Source organism: Tunturiibacter gelidiferens (assembly GCF_014201335.1).
Taxonomy (GTDB): domain Bacteria; phylum Acidobacteriota; class Terriglobia; order Terriglobales; family Acidobacteriaceae; genus Edaphobacter; species Edaphobacter lichenicola_E.
This window is the reverse complement of sequence record NZ_JACHEB010000001.1, coordinates 833,367-850,467: the sequence shown is the minus strand read 5'-3', so window position 1 is coordinate 850,467 and position 17,101 is coordinate 833,367. Positions and strand designations below refer to the sequence as shown.

17 protein-coding genes are annotated in these 17,101 nt (G+C 60.0%); 4 read left to right on the top strand and 13 right to left on the bottom strand.

The annotated features are described in order from the left end of the window. Positions 1-56 precede the first annotated feature (56 nt). The 7 genes from HDF14_RS03615 to HDF14_RS03585 all read right to left on the bottom strand — a co-directional run bounded on the left by HDF14_RS03615 (position 57) and on the right by HDF14_RS03585 (position 5,953). A complete protein-coding gene (locus HDF14_RS03615) occupies positions 57-704 on the bottom strand; it encodes a hypothetical protein (protein ID WP_183973560.1) in 648 nt (215 codons plus the stop codon). A gap of 253 nt (positions 705-957) precedes the next feature. Next, positions 958-1,572 carry a response regulator transcription factor gene (locus HDF14_RS03610; RefSeq protein WP_183973558.1) on the bottom strand — a complete coding sequence of 205 codons (615 nt, stop codon included), beginning with the start codon at positions 1,570-1,572 and terminating at the stop codon, positions 958-960. Further along, positions 1,569-2,711 (bottom strand): sensor histidine kinase, encoded by a 1,143-nt coding sequence (locus tag HDF14_RS03605; RefSeq protein WP_183973556.1) that lies wholly within the window; start codon positions 2,709-2,711, stop codon positions 1,569-1,571. Before HDF14_RS03605 ends, HDF14_RS03610 begins: the two co-directional genes overlap by 4 nt. Positions 2,712-2,755: 44 nt before the next feature. Then, entirely contained in the window at positions 2,756-3,112 is a 357-nt protein-coding gene (locus HDF14_RS03600; RefSeq protein WP_183973553.1) for a VOC family protein, read from the bottom strand. Between the two features lie 72 nt (positions 3,113-3,184). Further along, complete coding sequence (locus HDF14_RS03595; RefSeq protein WP_183973551.1) at positions 3,185-3,982, bottom strand: ABC transporter permease; 798 nt, start codon at positions 3,980-3,982, stop codon at positions 3,185-3,187. Between the two features lie 30 nt (positions 3,983-4,012). After that, on the bottom strand, positions 4,013-4,969 hold the full coding sequence (locus HDF14_RS03590; protein ID WP_183973549.1) for an ABC transporter ATP-binding protein: 957 nt from the start codon (positions 4,967-4,969) through the stop codon (positions 4,013-4,015). Positions 4,970-5,038: 69 nt separating this feature from the next. Next, positions 5,039-5,953, bottom strand: coding sequence for a glutamate--tRNA ligase family protein (locus tag HDF14_RS03585; RefSeq protein ID WP_260697978.1), 915 nt, complete (start codon positions 5,951-5,953; stop codon positions 5,039-5,041). On the opposite strand from HDF14_RS03585, the gene HDF14_RS03580 reads away from it, so the two are divergent. Beyond that, the gene (locus HDF14_RS03580) at positions 5,953-6,870 is read left to right on the top strand and encodes an EamA family transporter (RefSeq protein WP_183973547.1); all 918 of its coding nucleotides are present in this window, start codon (positions 5,953-5,955) and stop codon (positions 6,868-6,870) included. The genes HDF14_RS03585 and HDF14_RS03580 overlap by 1 nt on opposite strands. Positions 6,871-6,968: 98 nt before the next feature. Here the strand turns inward: HDF14_RS03580 and HDF14_RS03575 are convergent, their stop codons facing one another. Further along, the gene (locus HDF14_RS03575) at positions 6,969-8,288 is read right to left on the bottom strand and encodes a Y-family DNA polymerase (RefSeq protein ID WP_183973545.1); all 1,320 of its coding nucleotides are present in this window, start codon (positions 8,286-8,288) and stop codon (positions 6,969-6,971) included. Positions 8,289-8,332: 44 nt separating this feature from the next. After that, on the bottom strand, positions 8,333-8,647 hold the full coding sequence (locus tag HDF14_RS03570; RefSeq protein ID WP_183973543.1) for a VOC family protein: 315 nt from the start codon (positions 8,645-8,647) through the stop codon (positions 8,333-8,335). Positions 8,648-8,759: 112 nt separating this feature from the next. Between HDF14_RS03570 and HDF14_RS03565 the strand changes: the two genes are divergently transcribed. After that, a complete protein-coding gene (locus tag HDF14_RS03565) occupies positions 8,760-10,421 on the top strand; it encodes an acyl-CoA carboxylase subunit beta (protein WP_183973541.1) in 1,662 nt (553 codons plus the stop codon). Between the two features lie 16 nt (positions 10,422-10,437). Here the strand turns inward: HDF14_RS03565 and HDF14_RS03560 are convergent, their stop codons facing one another. Next, positions 10,438-10,977, bottom strand: a complete 540-nt coding sequence (locus tag HDF14_RS03560; RefSeq protein WP_183973539.1) for a hypothetical protein — start codon at positions 10,975-10,977, stop codon at positions 10,438-10,440. A gap of 110 nt (positions 10,978-11,087) precedes the next feature. Then, positions 11,088-12,779, bottom strand: a complete 1,692-nt coding sequence (locus HDF14_RS03555) for a hypothetical protein (protein WP_183973537.1) — start codon at positions 12,777-12,779, stop codon at positions 11,088-11,090. A 269-nt stretch (positions 12,780-13,048) separates the two neighbouring features. On the opposite strand from HDF14_RS03555, the gene HDF14_RS03550 reads away from it, so the two are divergent. Both HDF14_RS03550 and HDF14_RS03545 read left to right on the top strand, forming a co-directional pair. Further along, positions 13,049-13,867: an ATP-binding cassette domain-containing protein gene (locus HDF14_RS03550; protein WP_406707178.1), complete on the top strand. Its 819-nt coding sequence runs from the start codon at positions 13,049-13,051 to the stop codon at positions 13,865-13,867. A gap of 96 nt (positions 13,868-13,963) precedes the next feature. Continuing rightward, entirely contained in the window at positions 13,964-14,716 is a 753-nt protein-coding gene (locus tag HDF14_RS03545; RefSeq protein ID WP_183973535.1) for a metallophosphoesterase family protein, read from the top strand. Positions 14,717-15,043: 327 nt separating this feature from the next. On the opposite strand, the gene HDF14_RS03540 is transcribed toward HDF14_RS03545, so the two are convergent. Both HDF14_RS03540 and HDF14_RS03535 read right to left on the bottom strand, forming a co-directional pair. After that, on the bottom strand, positions 15,044-15,442 hold the full coding sequence (locus tag HDF14_RS03540; RefSeq protein WP_183973533.1) for a hypothetical protein: 399 nt from the start codon (positions 15,440-15,442) through the stop codon (positions 15,044-15,046). Positions 15,443-15,653: 211 nt separating this feature from the next. Then, the gene (locus HDF14_RS03535) at positions 15,654-17,054 is read right to left on the bottom strand and encodes an MBL fold metallo-hydrolase (RefSeq protein WP_183973531.1); all 1,401 of its coding nucleotides are present in this window, start codon (positions 17,052-17,054) and stop codon (positions 15,654-15,656) included. Between the last annotated feature and the right edge of the window lie 47 nt (positions 17,055-17,101).

Genomic DNA, 17,101 nt, shown 5'->3' with positions numbered 1-17,101 from the left:
GGTTTCGAAAAGAGAGCCGGCAGAGAAGGAATGCTCTGCCGGCTTTTTGTTGCGGGTTATTCGACGATCTTGCCTGCATTCGTGGAGGTGTTGAGTGACTTGGCGGAGGAGACCTGCCATCCGTTGCTGGTGTTGGTGAGGGTGGCCTGCGCGTTTTGAGGTGCGGCTAGCTCGGTTTGAAGAGCCGGGTAGGCGGTTTGGGTTTCAGCGGCGGAGGCCCATCCGGCTGCGTCGGGGATGTTGTAGTGGTAGGCGATCTGGGTGGTGGCGCCTACTGCGTCGGTGGTGGGGATGGAGCTGTCGATGCTGGAGACCTTGCGGTGTCCGTAGCAGAAGTTTCCGTAGCCGGGTTGAGTGGTGTCGGCTGTCCAGACGGAGCGGCCTTTGTCGGAGAGGTCATAGTTGTTGACCTGCTTGCTGGCGATGATGAACTTTTTCTTTTCGGCGGTGGTGCGGACGAGGAGGCCCTGATCGACGAGGGCGTCATAGCCGGAGGTCTTGCTGTTGTCGGAGGTGTCGGCCTGGACGGGGAATTTAATGGGGTCGGACCAGAGGCAGGCGGGGTGGGCGCTGTAGTAGGTGTTGATGGCGTTGGTGAAGTTGAGGGTGTTGTCGGCTTTCTTGTTGCAGCCGGTGGAGAGTGCGAGGGCCGCGCCGCACAGGGCGGCTGTACGGAGGGTGGTGCGGATGGCGTGGATGTTCATTGAGTCTCCTGTTCAGTGTTGTCGGATGCAGGAGGTTTGGTTTGGGTATTAATGGAAAATGGTTGCCCGGAGGGACGAGTTTTTAGTGTTGTTTGGAGGTGGCTGTTGCTACGACAGGAACAGCAGGGCGGCAACGTCAACAGCAACGTCAACAGTAGATCCCCTTCGGGGATGACAACAAGAAAGGCAAAGGCAAGAGCAACTGCAAGGGCAGCTGTGGCGGCAAGGGTGAGGGTAGCGAATTGACGAGTTGCTAGAGCCACCCTTTGGTGCGGGCTATGCGGGCGGCGTCTACGCGGTTGGAGGCGCCTAGCTTGGCGATTGCTTCGGAGAGATAATTGCGGACGGTGCCTTCGGAGAGGTGGAGTTCGGTGGCGATTTCGGCGCTGCTGCGGCCATCGCCTGCGCGCTGGAGGATTTGGCGTTCGCGGTCGGTGAGGGGATCGAGTTCGGCGTTCCAGGCTTCGGCGGCGAGAGCGGGATCGACGACGCGCATGCCGCGGTGGACGCGGCGGACGGCGTCGGCAAGCTCTTTTGCGGGGCGGTCTTTGAGGAGGTAGCCGCGGGCGCCGGCGTCGAGTGCGCGGCGGAGATAGCCGGGGCGGGCGAAGGTGGTGAGGATGATGGTGCGGACGTTGGGGTGGTTGGTGCGGAGGCTTGCGGCGAGCTCGAGGCCGGTCATCTGGGGCATCTCGATGTCTGTGACGAGGACGTCTGGTTTGAGACGGCCTACGGCTTCGGCTGCATCGCGGCCGTTGGCTGTGGTGGCGATGACGGAGATGTCGGTTTCGAGTTCGAGGAGCGCGGAGAGGGCGCCGAGTACCATGGCTTGATCTTCGGCGAGGACGACGCGGATGGAGGGACTCATAGGGTGACGAGGGGTCCTTCGACCGGGCGCGGCGTCGTGGATGGGGGGAGTTCGATGCGAAGGGTGACGCCGGGATCAGCGGTGATGGAGAGGCGTCCGCCGAGGGATTGAACGCGTTCGCGCATGCCGCGGAGACCGTTGCCCTCCTGTAGATTGGCGCGTCCGCCGTCGTCGGTGATGAGGAGGGTGTAGAAGCCGTCGTCAGAGGTGGTGAAGGCCATGCGGCAGTGGGTGGCCTGTGCGTGACGGACGATGTTCGTGACGGCTTCGCGGACGGCGAGGCAGAGAACAGTCTCTTCGGCTGCCTTAAGCTGGGGGATGGGCGATTCGCAAGAGAGAGCTACGTCCGCGGATTGGAGGGTCTTGCGGGCTTGCTCCATCTCGGCGGTGAGACCTTGAGAGCGGTAGCCGCCGATGGCTTCGCGGACTTCGCTGAGGGCGGTGCGGGCGGTTCTTTCTACGTCGGCAATCTCCTGGGCGGCGCGTTGCGGGTCGCGTTCGATGATTCTGCCGGCAAGTTCTGCTTTGAGGACAATGACGGAGAGGGTGTGTCCGAGGACGTCGTGGAGGTCGCGGGCGATGCGTTCGCGTTCGGCGACGGCTGCCAGGGCGACGTTTTCTTCCTGGGCGAGGCGAAGCTTGCAGTCGGCGCGTTTCTGTTCGGCAAAGAAGATGTTGCCGGCGCCGATGAGGATGAGAAGGAAGATGGCGACGAAGACGTTGGGCCATCCGATGTAGAGGAGGTGGCCGCGAGTGTTGAAGAGGAAGCCTTCGGCGACGATGAAGAGTGATTCGACGACAAAGAGAGAGAGGATCTTGGCGGCGGATTCGATAACGAAGGGCAAAAAAGCAGCGGCGTATACGAAGAAGGTGGATCCGCCAGCGTTCCAGGGAAAAGTTGCCAACCCAAGGAGAAAGATGGCGGCGATCAGCCAGTAGCGAATTGGACGGTTTTCGGTCCTGTCGCTGATGTAGACCTTGAAGATGCCTATGAAGATCGCGAAGACTGTGAGGGTGCCCAGCCACTGGAAGCGACTTGGTTCAAGGATGGGGTTGATGAAGAGAAAGCCGGAGTAGGAGAGCCAAAGCCAGGCCCATCTTTCATTGCGCTTCTTCGACATGATGTCGGGGGATTTCATAGATGTGGTCCCGGTGTGCGGTTTACGCTCGTGTGATTACAGTGTCAGTCGGATAGGTCGTTGAAGGCGGTTGGATGTTTTGGTTGATAGAGGCCGATGTGGCCTCCTCCTGGAAACTGAATGTTGACGATTGAACCCCATCGTTCTTCGTGGGGTTGCGAACACAGAGCAGACTTTTCTTTGAGAGTTGCGATCTCTGCGTTGAGGTCGTTGCAGATGAAGTAGAGCTCGTGCCGGTTGTTTTGTTCGGCGGGATGGACGGCCACCTCAGATCGAGGGAGTGCGAAGATAAGCCATCCGTGTCCGGCATCTACCGAGGAAAACCCGAGGGCGTCGCGCAGGAAGGCGCGGTCAGCTTCTGCGTTCCTGCTGTGCAGGACTACGTGTGCGCCGAAGATCATGGATGTTCCTTTCCTACGTCTCCGCCTCTGTCTTGCTCGTCGTGCGATGCCGAAAGTGTACCGCTTTCGCGGTCAGGCGTTCTGTTCTTTGCGATGGAAGATCAGGCGGCTGAACCCGAGCATCAACAGAGTGAAGCCGATGAGCGCGTTCCAGTGGGTTGTGAGGGACATGGTGTCGTTGTAGTGGAAGACGCTGAGCATGATTTGGGAGAGATGATAGGTCGGGAGCAGAGGCGCGATGCCCTGCAGCCAGTGGGGCATGAATTTGATTGGCACCCACAATCCGCTGAGGAAGGACATGGGGAGATAGATGAGGTTGATGATGCCGGGGGCAGCATTGGCGGGGACAAGGAGTGCGATGAGCAGGCCCATGCTGGCGAAGCTGATGGAGCCCGCCAAAGTGACGCCAAGCATTTTTGCGATCTCGGTGAGTGTGAGATGGACGTCGCCGAAGCTGATGCCGATGGTGGTGAGGATGCTGACGATGATGAGGCCGAATGCGGCGGCTGAGGCGCACTTAGCGAAGAGATAAGCGGCGACGGGCATGGGGCTTGCGCGTTTGAGTTCGAGCCATCCGGCGGCGAGGTCGGAGGAGAGGCCGACGCCAATGCCGAAGAGCGCGGCGCCGATGAGGCCGAAGCAGGCGTATCCGGCGAGCATGTATTTGGCCATGTGGACGCTGCCGTCGAAGGCGTGGCGGTTGGCGAGGCCAAAGATGATGTAGAACATGACGGGAAAGCCGATGGTTGCGAGAGAGAAGGTGCGGGTGCGAAGGAGTTTTACGAATTCGTACTTGGCTTCTTTGCCGTAGATGCGCGCGGTGCGCGCGGAGTTAGTTGGGGCGGGAAGGGCGATGGTGGAGGTGGACATGATGTTCTCCTTGGCGGCTGTGTCTGGAGCTTAATTTTTTGTGAGGGCGAGGAAGGCGTCTTCGAGGGCGGGGCTGGCGATTTCGAGGCCGCTGAGGGTTTCGTCGCGGCGTAACATCTCGCGAACTACGTTTTCTGCGTGGGTGGCTGTGACGGTGGTGGCTTCGCCGTTTTGTTCGACGTTGGTGACGGAGGTTAGGCTTTGCAAGACCGCGACCGAGAGACTGGTGATGCGGCGGATGCGGCGGCCTCCACTGTTGCGTTTGATCTCGGCTGGTGTTCCTTCGCAGATGACGCGGCCTTTGTTGATGACGATGATGCGGTCGGCGAGGGCGTCGGCCTCTTCGAGGTAGTGGGTGGTGAGGAGGACAGTCTTGCCCATGGCTGCCAGTAGGCGGATCTCCGTCCAGAGGCCGCGGCGGGCTTCGATGTCCATGCCGACTGTGGGCTCATCGAGGAAGATGAGATCGGGGTTACCGCAGAGGGCGAGAGCGAAGAGTACGCGCTGTTTTTGGCCGCCGCTGAGCCGGCCGAAGAGGCGATCTTCGATGCCCTGGAGCTGGGCGATGCGGAGGATGTCGGGGATGGGGAGCGGACGGGGATAGTAGCTGCGGAAGAGGTCGAGGTGCTCGCGGACCTTGAGCATCTCGGTAATGCGGGAGACTTGAAGCATGGCGCCGACGCGGGTGCGGGTGGCCGCTTCGCGGGGATCGCTGCCGAAGACGCGGGTGGTGCCGGAGGTGGGGGCGATGAGGCCGAGGAGGAGTTTGATGGCGGTGGATTTGCCGGCGCCGTTGGGGCCGAGCAGGGCGACGATCTCGCCGGGGTGGAGGGCGAGGTTGAGGCCGTCTAATGCCAGGCTGCCGGCGAGGGCGGTGCCGTAGCGCTTGGTGACGCCGGTGAGAGTGGCGATGGGCTGTTTGGACGCGATTCGGGGACCGTTGTTGGAGGGCGATGCGGTCTCGTAGGCGATGGCGGTCAGCGGCATGATCGGTCTCCTGTTTTGGATTACAGGATGATGATGCGACGGATTATGTGGCGGCAGTAGTGTCGGGCGTCAGGAGTTGGAGGTGACAGATGTCATGCTCTGGGTTGCAAGGGAGAGGACCTGGGACGGAGTGAGGCCTTGCGCGCGGAGGGTGCGGATGGCGAGGGCGTCGTGGCGTTTGGCTAGGCGGAGGCCGTGTTCGTCGCGGAGGAGGTGGGTATGGAAGTAGCTGGGTTGGGGCAGGTTGAGGGCGCGTTGGAGCAGGATCTGGCGGGCGGTGGACTTGAGGAGATCGGCGCCGCGGACGACTTCGGTGATTTGGGTGTCGGCGTCGTCGACGACGCAGGCTAGCTGATAGCTCGGGAGGTTGTCGCCGCGCCAGATGAGGAAGTCGCCGAAGTCTTTGCCGGCGGTGAAGGATTGTGGGCCGTGGTTGAGGTCGGTGAAGGTGATGGTTTCGCCGTCGGATACGCGGAAGCGGTAGTTGCTGGCCTGGTCTTCAATCAGGGACGGTGCTGCGTGTGTTGGGCGGCAGTGGCCGTCATAGACGGGCTCGTCGTTTTCGTCTTCGTGAGGAGCGTGCATCATGAGGGCGAGATCTTTTCGGCTGCAGTGGCAGGGGTAGATGTCGCCTTGTTGCAGGAGGCGATGGAAGGCGGAGTGGTAGAGGTCGGTGCGTTGGGATTGCGAGATGAGGGGTGGCTGCCATTCGATGCCTAGCCATGCGAGATCTTCGAGGGTGGCTTCGAGGTATGCGGGTTTGGAGCGGTGGGGGTCAATGTCTTCGTTGCGGAGGAGGAGTGTGCCGTTGTGATCGCGGGCGCGGTGAAGGCTTGCAAGAAGGTAGCAGCGTGGCCGAGGTGGAGGAGGCCGGTAGGAGATGGAGCGAGGCGACCACGGTAGAGCATGCAGGTATTGTGACGGATGCGGGCTGCTGAAGACTACTGACAGTTTTGGGTGGGGGAGCGTGGTAGAAATTGGCAATGGAAGCCATTACTGATCGTCCTGCGTGGAAGACCTTGTTGGCTTTCGCGATAATCTATTTTGTGTGGGGATCGACGTTTCTTGCGATTCGCATTGGGGTGCACGAGGTCCCACCGCTTCTGTTTGCGGCGATGCGGTTTGTGGTGGCGGGCGCTGTGCTCTTTGGGTGGATGCTGGCGAAGGGCGAGCACTTGCCGAATAGGCGGCAGTGGGGGTCCGTGCTTGTGATCGCTTCGCTGATCTTTGTGCTCGACTATGGGTTGTTGTTTTGGGCGGAGCAGCGGATTGCGTCCGGGATTGCTGCGGTGATGCTGGCGATGATTCCGGCGTTTATGGCGTTGGCTGAGATTATTTTTTTGAGGACACAAAAGCTGACGGTTCGTCTGGCGCTGGCGCTGCTGGTGGGGATTGGAGGGGTGGCGGTGTTGATGAGCCACTCGTTTGACCTGGGTGGGGCGGCGATTGAGACGACGGGCGCTATTGCGTTGATTGTGGCATCGCTGAGTTGGGCGGTGGCTTCGATTCTCACTCGTGTGCTGCCGCTGCCGGAGTCGAAGGTGATGAGCTCGGGTGCGCAGATGCTGACTGGGGGATTGCTGCTGGTTGTTGCTGCTGCGGCGTTTGGGGAGTTTCGCGGATTTCATCCGGAGAGTGTTTCGCGTGGGGCCTGGTTGGCGTTGCTGTATCTGATTGTTGCGGGATCGATTGTTGGGTATACAGCATATGTCTGGTTGATTCATCATGAGTCGCCTACGAAGGTGGGGACGTATGCGTATGTAAACCCGGTGGTAGCGGTGGTGCTGGGATATTTTTTGGGCGGCGAGGCGCTTGGGGTGAGAACGATTCTGGGGACGGCGTTTATTTTGGTCAGTGTTGTGGTTATTACTACTGCGAAGAAGCCCGTTGTTGGGCATTGATTTGGGTGACTGGTCTAATAATTTAAAGGCGTGCTGCGCGCACGGCGCGATCTGCCATCGAGGCTGACGCGCCTTCGGCGCCTTTGCTCTTTTGGGTGCTACATGTAGTCGACGCCGTATTGAACGGGGATCTGGGTGAACGCGATGCGGGTGGGCGCGGATTCGCGGGCGGGAAGCATGCCGGCAAAGTGCAGGGTGGTGTGGCCGTACTTGAGATTGAGCTTGTCCATGGTGACGGAGAGGTCGGCGCGATTGTTGGGGTCGGCGAAGAGCTCTGGCTGGTGCTCGTCTTCGGGGATGAGGTTGCGCAGGGTGACACCGACGAAGAAAGGCTTGGCGAAGTCGGGGCCCTGTGGGCGCTGGGCCCATACGCCGCGAAGAGCTTCGAGGAGGGTGAGAGTGTCCTGGCACTCGCGGAAGCGAGCCTCCATGGCCCAGCCGGAGTGCTTGATGCCGCTGGTGTGGCGTTTGGATTTGATGCGCTCTGTTTGCTCTTTGGTGAGCGCGAAGCGGATGGTGACGGTGAGGGAGTTGGTGTAGAACTTCTCCATCCGGAGGCGCATAGCGGCTTTGTGTAGGAGCTTGTGAGCGACAGCCCAAGAGCCCTCGTGCGAGCGATGCTCGGGGCCGAGGACGTGGGAGTGTCCGAGGGTTTTCTGGACGCCGGAGGAGACGGGAGCGCCGTCGTCGCCACTGTCAGCGCCGCGGAGCCAGTGGTAGAGGCGGTCGCCCCAGACGGAGTCCCAGAGCTTGTGCATTCCGTTGCGATCGAGGGCGAGGAGCTGCTCCATGGTGGTGATGTTCTTGGCGTGGAGGCGGACTTCGGTGCGTGCGCCTACGCCGGGGAGATCACGGAGGTCGAGGTGGGCGATGGCTCGCGGGAGCTGCGAGGGTAGCAGACCGATGAGACCGTCGGGCTTCTGCATGTCGCTGGCGATCTTGGCGAGATAGCGGTTTGGGGCCATGCCGATGGAGCAGCGGAGCGCTTCGCCGACGTTCTTGTAAATGGATTGTTTGATCTCGAGGGCGATCTTGCGGGCACGGGGCGGCTCCTGCTCGCGTCCGATGAGTTCGCAGACCATCTCGTCGATGGAGGGGGTGTGGGAGACGGGGCAGGCGAGCTCAACGGCTTTGGCGATCTCGTGAGAGTATCTGGCGTACTCGGCGTGGTTGCCGGCGATGAGGATGATGTCGGGACAGATTTTTTTTGCTTCGCCTACCTGGGTGCCGGTTTTGATCCCGAGGGCTTTGGCTTCGTAGCTGGCGGCGATGCAGGAGGTGGTGTCGGCCATGGTGGGAACCACGGCGAGTGGGCGGCCACGATATTCGGGGTGGAGTTGTTGTTCGACCGACGCGAAGAAGCTGTTGAGGTCGATGTGCAGGAAGTGGAAGCGGTCGGGTTGGGCGGGGGCGGACACGGCTCGTACTGGAGATTATATTCGCCTTTTATTTGCTTCAACTCCTACTTCTGGACGACGGCGTAGGTGATGCCGAAGGGGTCGCTGAAGTTGAGGGAGTTGTGGCTTTCGCGGAGGATGACGCAGCCGTTTGCGAGCAGACCTGTCTTGGTGGCACCTATGTCTGGCACGGTAAAGTTCGGGAGCGGCGGCAGGGTGTTGAGTTCTTTGTCGATGCAGAGGCGGAATTGGCCGGTGTCGTATTCGAGATGGATTTCGGAGCGGTTCACGAGGGTGAACTTCATTACGTTGGTGTAGAAGTTTTCGGCTGCCGTGATGTCTTGTAGATGCATGGCGACACAGTCGGCTGAGTTGAGCATGTCCGGATACCCCCCACCTAGGATGTCGATGAAACCACTTTGAGATGGATGCTGTCCAGATATTTCGCGATAGAAAGACTGCGTTGGAGTTGCGCTGCTAGAATTCCGTTCTATGGCAGCAGCGGAGCATCCCGTTCAATCAGACATTCCTGTGGCGAAGTCACTCAATCATCAACGTAAACTTGCGGAGCTTGCAGCGCGCCACGCCATTGCGGAAGAGGGCGGCGGCGAAGAGCGGCGGGAGCGCGAGAAGAAGTCGGGCAAGCTTTCGGCCAGGGAGCGGATTGATTTTTTGCTCGATGAGGGGACGTTCGAGGAGACGGACAAGTTTGTTACGCATCGGGCGACCGACTTTGGAATGGCCGAGCAGCGTGTGCCTGGAGATGGGTTTATTACCGGGTATGGGCGGGTGCATGGGCGGGTGGTGTTTGTGTTTGCGCAGGACTTTACCGTGTTTGGCGGGTCGCTGTCGGAGGCGAACGCGGCGAAGATAGTGAAGATCATGGATATGGCGATGCGGGTTGGCGCGCCGGTGATTGGACTGAATGATTCTGGTGGTGCGCGAATTCAGGAGGGCGTGGTTTCGCTCGCTGGATATACGGATATCTTTCTGCGGAACACGTTGGCTAGTGGAGTGGTGCCGCAGATCTCTGCGATTCTGGGGCCTTGCGCGGGGGGTGCGGTTTATTCGCCGGCGATTACGGACTTCACGGTGATGACCGAGAAGACGAGTTACATGTTTGTGACGGGGCCGGACGTGATCAAGACGGTGACGCATGAGGATGTGACGAAGGAGGCACTGGGCGGCGCGGTGACGCACAATGAGATCTCCGGCGTGGCGCACTTTATGGCACATGACGATCAGGAGTGTCTGGCGACGGTGCGGGAGCTGTTGAGTTTTCTGCCGTCGAATAATCTCGATGATGCGCCGCGACGGGAGACGCAGGATCATCCGGCACGTGCGGATGCTTCGCTCGATACGATTATTCCGGAGGAGAGCAACCAGCCTTACGACATGGTGGATGTGATCTCGCGCGTCGTGGATGATGGTTATTTCTTTCAGGTGCACGAGCACTTTGCGCGGAATATTGTCGTGGGGTTTGCGCGGATGGCGGGGAGGCCGGTGGGGATCGTTGCGAATCAGCCGGCGTTTCTTGCGGGTGTGTTGGACATCAACGCCAGCGTAAAGGGAGCGCGGTTTGTGCGGTTCTGCGATGCGTTCAATATTCCACTCATCACGTTTGAAGATGTGCCTGGGTTCATGCCGGGGATTCAGCAGGAGCATGGCGGCATCATTCGGCATGGAGCGAAGCTGTTGTATGCGTTTGCGGAGGCGACGGTGCCGAAGCTTACGGTGATTACGCGCAAGGCCTACGGCGGGGCGTATTGCGTGATGAGTTCGAAACATCTGCGGACGGATCTGAACCTGGCGTGGCCTACGGCGGAGATTGCGGTGATGGGGCCTGAAGGTGCCGTGAATATTGTTTATAAGCGCGAGCTGGATTTGACCGTGCGTCGAGCCAAGGCGATGTGGCCGCAGGGCAAGGCGTTTACGGAAGAGGAGAAGCTCGCGGTTCTTGCTGAGGCTCGCAAGGATAAGGTCGAGGAGTTTCGTGAGCGGTTCGCGAATCCTTATGTGGCGGCGGAGCGGGGATATATTGATGCTGTGATTCGGCCGAGCGAAACGCGCAGACGGTTGAACTCAGCGTTGGATATGCTGGCGACGAAGCGGGAGAAGAATCCTGCCAAGAAGCATGGCAATATTCCGCTGTAAGGGTTTTCTGATTATTTTATTTTTGCCCGACGAGGATTAGGTTGCTGGGGACGGCTCGGCACTTTGTGGAGCCTGATGGGCGCCAGCTGGTGCCGTCGGTGTAGCGCACCTCGTTGAGGTCTACCCAGCGAAGAGCACCAACCTGGTGCATCCAGATGTCAGCGTTGTTGAGGGTTTCGGTACCGGCGCTGCGTTGAAGCTGAAAGGACTTGGAGATGACGTCCCGCGTGTCAGTGTCTGCGGCCCACTGATTGGTTGGAAGGACTTGCCCTTTGGGGGAGACACCGTAGACGGTGATCTCGACGCTTTCGATTGCGGGTGCGGTTTGGTGGTCGAGGGTGAGATGAAGTCCCAGGGCTGGCGTGTTCTTTTCAGTGTCGCCTGCGGAGAGGATCTGTGGAGAGGCCTGGCGGTTCGCACGGAAACCGATGGGACATTCGGTTCCGACGGGTATGCTCCTGAGCACGACGGAGGAGTTGGTGGGGGGGACCGCTGGAGACTGCGCGAGCGAGGCTGTAATGGGGAGGAGCAGGAGAGCGATGAAGAGGCGATGCATAGGAATCTCCCTGTGTTTCTAACGCTGCTGGTCAAGACGTTACTCTTCTGACGGTGATGGGTTCAAGCGGTGAGCGGAAGATGTTGAGAATGAGAGCGGCGGCATGAATGTTATTGCGTTGTGCCGGTGAGGAAGATTTGCTCGGAGTGGGCGGCGATGACGCGGTAGAGGCCGAACTGGCGAGCGTTCTGGGCGCGCAGCTCGAAGAGAAGGCTGGCGCGGTTGCTGGCCTCGACATCGACGACATCGACGAAGCGCATGTGGGGTGTGCGGTCGAGGTGGGCGGAGTCGGTGACGTTCTGGATGGCGGGTTTGAGTTCGCCGAGGCCGTTGTCCTGCGCAACGATGGTGACGTAGCGAAGGTCGGCTCCTGTGCCGGCGGTGTGGGCGGAGTAGATGTAGGTTGCGGCGCCGCCGTAGCTGAGGGTGTAGGCCTTGAGCTCCTCATCGAGCAGAGGTATGGGGACGGGTGCAGGGGTGGTGTGATGGGGGTGGGTTGTGGCGGTGGTTGTAGTTGTGGTTTTCTTTACGGCTAGGGTGGGAGCGGGGGCTTTGGTGGCTGGGGTTTTGGCGTAGGCGGCGAGTTGGGCGCGGGCCATGGTTTGCATCTTGTCGAGGACTGCGGCGTGCTGGGTGGGATCGTCCCATTCGAGGGTGAAGGGGTGTGGGTCGCGATTGGCGGCGTCTGAGACGGCGACCATCTGGTGGAGGTTTTGCGGGAGGCCGGAGAGCTTGGGAAGATCGGAGTCGGTCATCGCGCTGGTTGGCTTGCCGCGATGCAGATTGGGGCGGTCAGGGTCGTCGTTCAGGGCTCCTGTGCCGACGACGGAGTTGGCGTCGTGGGCTCGCTTGGCGTCCTCGGCAGAGTGCCGCTTCAGGGTGGGGCGGTCGGGATCGTCGGAGGGGGTGGAGCTGGTCGTTGTCGATGCGGTGTCGGTGGATGTCGAAGTGTCGGAGCTGCGGTGCATGGTGGGCCGGTTGGGGTCGTCGGCTGGTGTGCTCGTCGTGCTGGTGCTGCCGGCTGTGGTGGAGGGGTCGGAGCTGTCGGACTTGCGCTTCATGACTGGCCGGTCTGGGTCGTCGTCGGAGGTGCTTCCGGTTGATGCGGTGGTTCCAGAGCTGCTGTCGGTTGTCGAGCTGTCTGACCTGCGCTTCATGGTTGGGCGATCAGGGTCGTCCGAGGTTGTTGATGGCGTGGGCGTGGTCGAGGAGGTCGTTGATGGGGTGGTTGTGCCGGAGCTCGAGGTGTCGGAGGAGCGACGTTTCATGGTGGGGCGGTCTGGATCGTCGCTGGAGGCAGTGCTTGTTGTGGAGTTGGTTGCTATTTGGGGCTTTGCGTTTTCTGATGCGGAGCTATGGAGGACCGGCAGGGTCTTGGAGGGTTTTAGAGCGGCGACTTTTTTGGGCGTGGCGAGAGGTTTGACGGTTCCGTAGCCAAACCAGCCATCGTCGAAGGCAAGGTCGCCGGTGGAGGTGGTGGCCTCGAGATGACGCGCGAAGGAGAGGTCGAGATAGCCTTTGTCGATGCCTGCGGTCTGGAGTTCATAGACGTTTCCGCTGAGCAGGGCAAAGGGTACGGGGCGGGCGACGTAGATGCCGGCGTCTTCGATCTTGCCGTCGATGAAGAGAGAGACGGGGATGAGACGGCTGGCTGTGGGCTTGGCGAAGTCGCCAGTCCACTCGTAGACGCCTATGGCGCGGACGACCTGCTCGGGCTTGGCGACCTTGTGCATCTGAGCCCAGGTGGAGGAGCAGGAGAGAATCAGGGCGGCAAATAGGATGCGTTGGGTGGTGTGTCTCATAGGCCTGTCATCGAGATTAGACGCTATTTGGTGGCCAAAGTCCTATAAGAGATCCCTTCTCTTTTTGGTGAAAAAGAGATGGCCTTCCGGCCGGGCCCGCTACGCGCGGTGCGGTCACTTCGTGACTTGTGTACCCCTTCGTTGGCGCTCCCGTTGGTCGCGAGGAGATTTTTTTGCCGACCAACAGGAGGCCTTGGGCGAAGCCGGTATAGGTATATAAGTCACGAAGTGACCGCCGCCCGCGCAGGGCAAAGAGGATGTTCGCTAACATGCAAGGTATGGATGCGGTGTTGCTCGAGGTGAGGGATCTGACGGTTGGCTTTGGACAGCATGAGGCTGTGAGCGGGATCTCGTTTGAGATCAAGGCTGGGGAAACGCTGGGGCTGGTGGGAGAGTCAGGGTCGGGGAAGTCGGCGACTTCGCTGGCTGTGCTGCGGTTGCTGCCGGAGAGTGCGCGGGTGGGCGGGGCGATTAGGTTTGATGGGGAGAATATGCTGGCGTTGCCGGAGGAGGCGATGCGGAGACGGAGGGGCCGCGAGATCGCGATGATCTTTCAGGAGCCGATGACGGCGCTGAATCCCGTGATGCCGGTGGGGGCGCAGATTGCAGAGGCCGTTGCGGCGCATCATCCGGAGATGGCGCGGAGGGCGGTGAGGGCGCGTGTGCTGGAGGCAATGGAGGAGGTTGGGTTGCCGGATGTGGAGCGCAGGGCGAAGGACTATCCACACCAGTTTTCTGGAGGACAGCGGCAGAGGATTCTGATTGCGATGGCGATTGTGAATCGGCCGAGGCTGCTGATTGCAGATGAGCCGACGACGGCGCTGGATGTGACGGTACAGGCGCAGATTCTGGAGTTGCTGAAGACGCTGCGGCGGGAGCATGGTCTGGCGATGCTGTTTATCTCTCATGATCTTGCGGTGGTATCGCAAGTGGCGGACCGGGTGGCGGTGATGCAGCATGGGGAGATTGTGGAACAGGCGGAGGCAGGGAGGCTGTTTCGCGAGCCGCAACACGTTTATACGCGCAGGCTGCTGGCTTCGGCTCCGACGATGAAGACGGACAGGAGGGCGCCGTTGGCTTCGGTTTGATCGGGGTATTTGGCGCTTGCCTGATTTCCCTGATTGGGTAAATGTCTATAGACTCGATGATTGGGCCTTATGTCATTTGGGGCCTTATCTGACTGCATGCGCGCGCTCGTTATCTCAGACATTCACGGGAACCTCGAAGCATTGAACGCAGTTCTTGCCGCAGCAGAACCGTATGACGCGCTATGGAACCTGGGCGATGTAGTGGGATATGGCGGAAGCCCGAATGAGGTCGTGGACTTGATGCGGGCTAAGGCGCAGGTGAACGTGCGGGGAAACCATGACCGGGTGTGTTGTGGACTGACTTCGGCGGTGGGGTTCAACCCGGTGGCTCGGGCTGCCGCAGAGTGGACGAAGAAAGAATTGACCGAGGAGAATCTGGCGTGGCTGAAGGCGATGCCACAGGGACCGGTGGTTCCGGAGGAACCGGGCGTGACCTGCGTGCATGGGTCGCCGTTGAATGAGGATCAGTACATTTTGAATATGCGGGACGCGTGGGCGCCGCTGCAGCAGGCGGCGACTGCGATTACGTTCTTTGGGCATACGCATTTGCAGGGTGGGTTCTCTCAGAAAGGCCATGAGTGGCATGAGATCAAGACGCAGTTCAGGACGAAGAATGTGGCGGAGAGCTGGAAGATGGCCATTCCAGAGGGGACGCGGCATCTGATCAATCCGGGTTCGGTGGGACAGCCTCGGGATTCGGATTGGCGAGCTGCGTTTGTGATCTATGACTCGGAGGCGAGGGAGATTGTTTATCATCGCGTGCCATATGACCTGACGGCGGCGCAGGGAAGGATTTTGATGGCGGGGTTGCCGGAGCGGCTGGCGGCTCGGCTGCGTGAGGGAAGATAATTTTTTGTGGTGGTTTTTGGGTGGGGTTTTGCGAATTTGCGGGCGCAAAACGTGGTTTTTGGGTGGTGAGAACGTGGTGAATTGCGTGGTAAACGTGGTCAATTAACATGCACTTTTGTGGCGCCGAAAACACGCCAGATTTTTCAACCTTATTTTTTGAGAGACGCGCTTATCCCAAGTCCCGATCGCAGGCAAAAAGAATCCGGATGCGGAAACAGCAACAGCGAAACGCGAGGTCTCGCCACGCCGACTCACGATGGGATTGTGAGTCACTGGATGGGGATGACGATCATTACAAAGGGGCGAATAGCCCTGGCGACCCTGGCCCTACTTCCACTCCCAGACCTTTGAGACGCCGGCACCGGTTCCGTCTACCTCGTATTCAAAGGCACCGCAGGCGTTGTTGATGCGGGCGAGCTTTTGGGACGCTGTCCGGAAGAACAACATGCCCCTGTAACTTATCGAACCGCCGGGGCCGAAGTGGCCAACACCGGTTCCCGACCATGTGATGGCGTCTCCGTCCTGGGTCGTGTGGATCCCCTGGCCATGGCCGAAGATGGAGCCATCGGGACGAATGGTGGAGGTATAGGTGCCGACACCGATGGTGGGAATACCGAGAAGGTGGCCGCTGTCTTCAAACGAAACCTCTGTTGCAGGGGGGTCGATGGAAAGGACGCGCCTTGCTGATCTCTTACTTGTGGCTTCGACGATCAGTTCTTTTAGCATGAGGAGACCTCATTCTTTCGTTTGGGTTTAGATTGTTGTTCCCGGGGTGGGCAATTCTATACCTGTGGCCAAAGGTGGGTTTTAAGCAGGTACAACCAATGCAACTACGCGGGTTCCTTCGACAAACTCATGCAGGCCCATTGGACGTCGCGCTCTTGAGAGAACGACGTAAAGGCCGCGGAGTTGTTGCGCGTAAGCTCTGGAGCTTACTCTAAGCTTCCGAAACGACTGGGAGTTTGGCGGCTTCCCAGGCGGCGAGACCGCCTGCTACCTCGATTAGGTTCGTGATTCCGTTTTGGTGGAGGATGCTGGCGGCGATGGAAGAGCGATAGCCTCCGGCGCAATGGACCGCAATGCGGCGGTCGCGGGGGATTTCGCCGATGCGTTCTTGTAAGTGGCCCAGAGGAATGTTTACGCTGCCGGCGATGTGACGCGTCGTCCACTCTCGAGGGTTTCTGATATCGAGCACCACGGGCGGATCCGCTGTTGCGAGTTCTTCTGCTGCTGCCTGGGGGCTGACGCGTTCTGTTGGCCAGACCAAATCTGGTCTGTTGGCGAGCGCTTCCATGCCGCCTGAAAGATAGCCTCTGACATGATCGAAACCAATACGGCCCAGGCGCAGGGCGGCTTCCTGTTCTCGTCCCGGTTCGGCGACGATCACGATGGGTTTGGTGCGGTCGAGAATTGTGCCTGCCCAGGTTGCATATTGGCCGCCCAAGCCGATGTTGATGCTGCCGGGAAGGTGGCCCTTTGCATACTCGGCGGCATCACGGACGTCGAGGACATGAGCGCCCTCGTAACCCATCGACAGGACCTCGTCGAGATCGACCGGATGGAGAACCTGCTCGAGATTCTTGTCGAGCGTCGCGTGCTCGCGAGTGTTGAGGATCGCGTCGTAGATGAAGTATGCCGGGGCGTCGGGCTGGTCGGCGGTGACGATACGAACGAACTCCTTCTTTGACATCGGCTGGAGTGCGTAGTTGAAGCGGCGTTGATCGCCGAGAGAGGAGACGCTGTCGGAGGAGAGGTTTTTACCGCAGAGCGATCCAGCGCCATGCGCAGGGTAGACCAGGGTTTCGTCGGGGAGGGTCATTAGCTTGTTGTGGAGGGAGTCGTAGAGGTGGCCGCCGAGCTGGTTTGCGGTCCACCCAAGGGAAGCTCGCAGGTCGGGTCGGCCGACGTCGCCGATGAAGAGCGTATCTCCGGTGAGGACGGCGTATGGCGTGGCGGGATTTTTCTCTAGATCGAAGAGCAGGATGGAGATGGATTCGATGGTGTGCCCCGGGGTTTCGAGGACCTGCAGCCGCAGTCCGGGGAAATTTAGTGTGTCGCCATCCTTCATCGCTACAAAGGCATATTCCGCTGCCGCGCGAGATCCGAGATGGATGGTTGCGCCGCAACTGTCGCGCAATTCGAGATGGCCGGCGATGAAGTCTGCATGGAAGTGAGTTAAGAAGACGGAGCGGATCTGGAGGCCGAATTTTTCGGCGTCGGCGAGATATTGCTGAATGTCGCGTTGTGGATCGACGATGATCGCGGTTGAGCTGGCCTCGTCTCCAATAAGATAGGAGGCGTGGGCGAGACAGCCCAGGTAGTACTGCTTCAGAATCATGCGGTCTCCTTCGAGATTACGGGCCGCCCGCCGGGTACCGGTGAGAT